This is a genomic window from Roseovarius sp. (genome assembly GCF_018066915.1).
GTDB lineage: Bacteria > Pseudomonadota > Alphaproteobacteria > Rhodobacterales > Rhodobacteraceae > Roseovarius.
Window position 1 is genome coordinate 1 of record NZ_JAGPVV010000227.1, and the last position, 4318, is coordinate 4318.

Genomic DNA, 4318 nt, shown 5'->3' on the forward strand with positions numbered 1-4318 from the left:
CACCACCACGCATCCCCGCCCGAGGCCAGTGACCCCAGCCGCCCAGAATAGCGCGGGTCCCACAGGATGTCCCAGCTTTCCTCGCCCTCTAACTCCACAAGGTCTGTGCGATAGGTGACAGAGGTCTGCCCCCAATCAAACGGCGCCATCCAGACCTTGCCCGCCTCGGGGTCATTGCCCGGCAAATCGACCAGTTCCGGGATCACATCGCCCCAGTTGGCGACGCGTGATGTGTCAATCGGCTGAAACAGCCCGGTCTGCACCCAGCGCGGCATCGACTGATTGCAGGGGTGCGAGACATCGACGACAAAGCCGCCGCGCATCTTGGTCAGCGCCTCTTCCGAGCCGCCGAAAATGGCGAAATTCGGCAGTGCGCCGTTCTTTTCCTGATAGGGACCAAAGAGTTCGGGGATGTCATAGCCCCCCCAAGTGAAATAGGTGGCCTGATCGCCCTCGGCGGCACGCGCACGCCGCGCGGGCAACGGCACCGTGGTCAGTGCCACCCCAGCCGCCAGCAACCCTTTGGTGAATTTCCGACGGCTGAGCTTGCCTTGGCGCACAGCGCCCAGTTGGTCCAGAATGTCCATGTGGTCCCAGTCTCCCCTGTTGGCGCGGGCCCATCTTGAAGACGGGTCCCGTCACGCAATCGTTGTGGTTCACGCGCCAAGGCTCAGGACAGTTGACATTTTCCGTCGCTCGGGCATGTCATTGAATGGTCATTCAATCATTTCAGCCATTGGGGAATCGAGTCAAGCATTTTGCTCGGCGCGCCCCGGCCGGGGGTGGCCCGCGGGGCGAGAGTGATCAAGGACCGCGCAGTTTGCCGCGGCGAAACAGGGCGAGGGAGACAAGGAATGCGCAACAGAACCGGAATCATCCGCCTGCATGCCAATGGGCCAGAGGGGCTCACACCCGTGCCCATTGACCCGGCCGAGTTTGAAACCCCGCCAGAGGCGCAGGCCCTGCATGTCTACTTTGCCGACGCCGCCCTAGGCTTGATCGTCGGCGTCTGGGATTCATCCCCGATGCAAGAGTCCTTTGGTCCCTTTCCGGGGGATGAGTTCATCGTCCTTCACGAGGGCGCGTTCCGCGTGCTCGATGGTTCTGGCGCCGGTGTCGCGGCCAAAGCGGGGCAATGCGCGGCCATCCGCAACGGCATCCCCGTCCGTTGGCAACAAGACGGGTCCGTGAGAAAATTCTTCATGACCTACAACGATCCGCGCGCCGCAGCGCCGCAGGGTCTGACGGCAGAGTGTGGCGTGATCGTGCTCTCGCCCGATATGACGCTGACCGATGCAGAATTGATGGAAGACACCAGCACGCCACAGCGTGACCGCAACCTCTTCAGCAATGATCTTGGGAATTTCGATGTGGGTCTCTGGGATACTCAGGTGCTCAACACCGAGTTGGAGCCGTTTCCCTATCACGAAATGGCGCGGATTCTGGAAGGCGAGGTGTATCTGACCGAGGCAGACGGCACGCGGCATCACTTCACCGCCGGCGATGTGTTCTTTATCCCCGCGGGCACGCCCTGTATCTGGCATGTGCCCAAATACCTGCGCAAATTCTACGCGGCCCTTGATCCTTCGAACCGCCCCGAGGGCTGAGTGCGCCGCGTCAGCCGGGCGGCGCGCGCAGCAGGTCCGGCACCAACCGCGACAAGCACACCTTGCTTGCCGATAGAGCGCGGGCGCGGTCATAGCTCTCGGGGGCCAGATGCAGGCGTTGCCAATAGCCATCGGTCAGCGATTCCATCCATTCGGCCAGTTGGTCCGCTTCGGTGCGGCTGACCTCGGGCACGAGGGCGGCCCAGATATCCGACAGCACCGCATGCCGCCGGGCATCGAACTCTGCCGCGACCTCGGCATACTGGCCGGTAAAGCGCAACTCGCCCCAAAACGCGAACCAGAGCGGCAGGACATCGGGGCCACAGGCCTCGGCGCTGAAATCCGCCGCGAGCAGGGCCATCAGGCGGTCGAGCGGCGCATCGCCCGCCCCCTCAAGCGCCCGCATCCACAGGCTCTCATAGCCTTCATAGAGATCGCGCAGCGTTTCGGTCAGCAGCCCGCTCTTGGAAGTGAAATAAAACACCGCCACGCCCTGCGACAGCCCCGCCTCCTCCGCGACGGTGGCGAGTGTGGTGCGTGCCAGACCATGCGTCAGGATCGACCGCCGCGCCGCATCCAAGAGCTGCCTGCGGCGGCGTTCGGCATTCTCCTTGCGCTCTTTTCGCGGTTTTCTGGTCGTCACCTCGCCCACGTCTGACCCTTTGTCCGGTGGTTTCCCCATCCATGCCACAGGCGGTGCGGCACGTCAGCCCAAAAATATTTATTTGAGCGCTCAAAAAAACTTTACGCCGAATTCGGCTTTGGCTAGGATGACGACAGGAGCAACGCCATGCGACCCCAATCCTCATTTGACGCCATCATCATCGGCGCGGGCCATAACGGGCTGACTGCCGCCGCCTATCTGGCACGCGCCGGTCGTCAGGTGCTGGTCGTGGAAAAGAACGACTGGATCGGCGGCGCGGCGGTCAGCCGGTCGCTGCACGAGGGCTGGACCTATTCCAACTGCTCTTATGTCTGCTCGCTCTTGCGGCGCGAGATTGTCCGCGATCTCGACCTGCCGAAGTATGGCCTACAGGTGATCCCCTACGAGGGTGGTGCCAGTTTCACGCCTGAGGGCGATTACTTCGCTTATTATTCGGATCATCACGCCCTGCACCGCGAAATGGCGCGCCACTCGCCCCGCGATGCCGATGCCTATCCGCGCTATGCGCAGATGATCCTGCGGCAATGCCGGTTCATCCGCCCCTTCCTCTTGCGCGATGCGCCTGATCCCGCCTCGCTGCGCCCGCGCGATCTGGGCGAGATGGCCTATATGGTGAAACAGGCGCATGGGCTGGGGCGCAAGGAGCTTGCCGAAACGTTGCGGTTCTGGACCATGTCCATTGGCGATCTTCTGGACGAGCATTTTGAGAGCGATCTGATCAAGGCGCATCTGGCCGGGTCGGGCATCATCGGCACGGGGCTGGGCGTCTATTCGCCGGGCACGGCCTATGTGCTCTTGCATCATTACATGGGCGATATCGACGGCGGCATCGGGGCCTGGGGCTTTGCCAGGGGCGGAATGGGGGCGATTTCAAATGCGCTCGGCGCGGCGTTTGAGGCGGCGGGCGGCACCATTCATGTTGGCGCTGGCGTGGCCCAAATCCTCATCAAGGAGGGGCGCGTGACCGGCGTGGCGCTGGAGGATGGCACCGAATTTCATGCGCCGGTCGTGGCGTCGAACATGGATGTGAAACGCACGTTCCTGAACCATGTCGACCGCGCCGCCCTGCCCGAGGAGTTCACCCGCGCGGTGGAGCGGTTCAAGATCCGCGGTTCCTCGGCCAAGCTCAACATCGCGCTCGACCGCCTGCCCGCCTTTCCCGCCGCGCCCGCGCATGCCAGCTTTCTGCGCGGCGACCTGCATGTGTCCCAAAGCCTCTGGGAGTTGGAGCGTGCCTATGACGACTGGAAGGCCGGGCGCTGGTCGGCGCGCCCCTATATCGACATGCTGATTCCCAGCCAGATCGACCCGACCATGGCCCCGCCCGGCAGCCACATGATGACGGTCTTTGTGCAATACGCGCCCTATGATCTGGCGTCCGAGGGCCAGCGCAGCGGCCAGAACTGGACGGACGCCGCGCGTCATGCGCTGGCCGAGACAGTGCTTGATCAGATCACCATCGCCTGCCCGGATATCCGCGAGCGTATTCAGCATATGGAGGTCCGCTCGCCGCTTGAATTGGAAACCGAGGTCGGGCTGACCGAGGGCAATATCTTTCAGGGTGAGTTGACCTTTGATCAGCTTTTCTTCAACCGACCCGTGCCCGGCTATTCCGGTTATGGCTCGCCCATCGGGGGCCTCTATCTCTGCGGCTCGTCCGCCCATCCGGGCGGCGGGGTGATGGCGGCACCGGGGGCCAATGCCGCCCGCGCCATCCTGCGCCGCGAATGGCCCCGCGCCCCGCGCAAGGGCTATGCGGCATGAGCGCCACGCGCACCTTTGACAGCGTCGTGATCGGCGGCGGGCTGAATGGTCTGGCGGCGGCGGGGGTGCTGGCGCGGGTGGGGCAATCTGTGTGCCTGCTGGAGCGCGCGCCGCATCTGGGCGGCATGGCCGCCCCCGATGCCAGCGGCGCGCCACGTTTGGCGCATCTGCTCTATAATCTCAACCCATCGGTGCGCCGCGATCTGGGGCTGGGTGCCCGCGACTGGCCGTTCGAGAGTGTTGCGCTCCCCACTGTGGCGTTGTCCGAGGATGGCCGCCATGT

5 protein-coding genes are annotated in these 4318 nt (G+C 63.9%); 3 read left to right on the forward strand and 2 right to left on the reverse strand.

Features of this window, described 5'->3' with window-relative positions; translation table 11 throughout:
* A partial coding sequence (locus KBT70_RS12680; RefSeq protein ID WP_296633934.1) for an ABC transporter substrate-binding protein occupies positions 1-587 on the reverse strand: 587 nt, incomplete at its 3' end.
* Positions 588-854: 267 nt separating this feature from the next.
* Between KBT70_RS12680 and KBT70_RS12685 the strand changes: the two genes are divergently transcribed.
* Entirely contained in the window at positions 855-1607 is a 753-nt protein-coding gene (locus tag KBT70_RS12685; RefSeq protein WP_296633939.1) for a cupin domain-containing protein, read from the forward strand.
* Positions 1608-1617: 10 nt separating this feature from the next.
* Here KBT70_RS12685 and KBT70_RS12690 read toward each other — a convergent pair whose 3' ends face one another.
* Positions 1618-2259, reverse strand: coding sequence for a TetR family transcriptional regulator C-terminal domain-containing protein (locus KBT70_RS12690; protein ID WP_296633944.1), 642 nt, complete (start codon positions 2257-2259; stop codon positions 1618-1620).
* A 138-nt stretch (positions 2260-2397) separates the two neighbouring features.
* Between KBT70_RS12690 and KBT70_RS12695 the strand changes: the two genes are divergently transcribed.
* The gene (locus KBT70_RS12695; protein ID WP_296633949.1) at positions 2398-4035 is read left to right on the forward strand and encodes an NAD(P)/FAD-dependent oxidoreductase; all 1638 of its coding nucleotides are present in this window, start codon (positions 2398-2400) and stop codon (positions 4033-4035) included.
* On the forward strand, positions 4032-4318 hold a 287-nt coding region (locus KBT70_RS12700; protein WP_296633955.1), incomplete at its 3' end, for an FAD-dependent oxidoreductase. The genes KBT70_RS12695 and KBT70_RS12700, both read left to right, overlap by 4 nt.